Annotated in this window: 1 protein-coding gene; it reads right to left on the bottom strand. The window is 67.5% G+C overall.

From position 1 onward, the window contains the following. Positions 1–492 (bottom strand): ParB N-terminal domain-containing protein (locus tag G5C65_RS38220; RefSeq protein WP_165303685.1); only part of this gene is annotated, 492 nt, incomplete at both ends.

Raw genomic sequence — 492 nt, forward strand, 5'->3', positions numbered from 1 at the left:
GGGGCCTGGTCCTCCTCATCGGCAGCGCGGGGCAGCGTCTCGGGGTCGACTTGCCGCAGGAGAATGTCCAGTTCGCCTTCGGGGATGGCGAGGGAGTCGAACAGTCCGGCGTCTCCAGTGACGATGTCCTCCAGGTATGTGGTGAGGGACCGCGGGTGCCAGCCGCCGTCCTCGCCGATCTTGTTGAGCTTGATGTTGACGGTCTTGGCCTCCAGGTCGTTGCGGGAGGCCCAGCCGCGCTGGACGGGTACGAGCCATCCGCCGTCGTCGTCCAGGAGGAGACCGGCGGGAAGACGGTCGCCGCGGGTCTGCATCTCGATGAGGGCTTCGCGGCGACCGTGCCCGCCGAGGATGGTGCCGGTGCGCTCGTCCGCGATGGGCTGGTCTACGAACCCGTGAGTGCGGATGCTTTCGATGATCCGCTCGACCTCGTGCTTCTTGGGGTTGCCTGGGGTGGGGGTGAGGTCGGTGAGCGGCACGTAGGTGGTGAAG

The sequence above is a fragment of the Streptomyces boncukensis genome, from assembly GCF_011045075.1.
GTDB classification, from domain to species: Bacteria; Actinomycetota; Actinomycetes; order Streptomycetales; family Streptomycetaceae; genus Streptomyces; species Streptomyces boncukensis.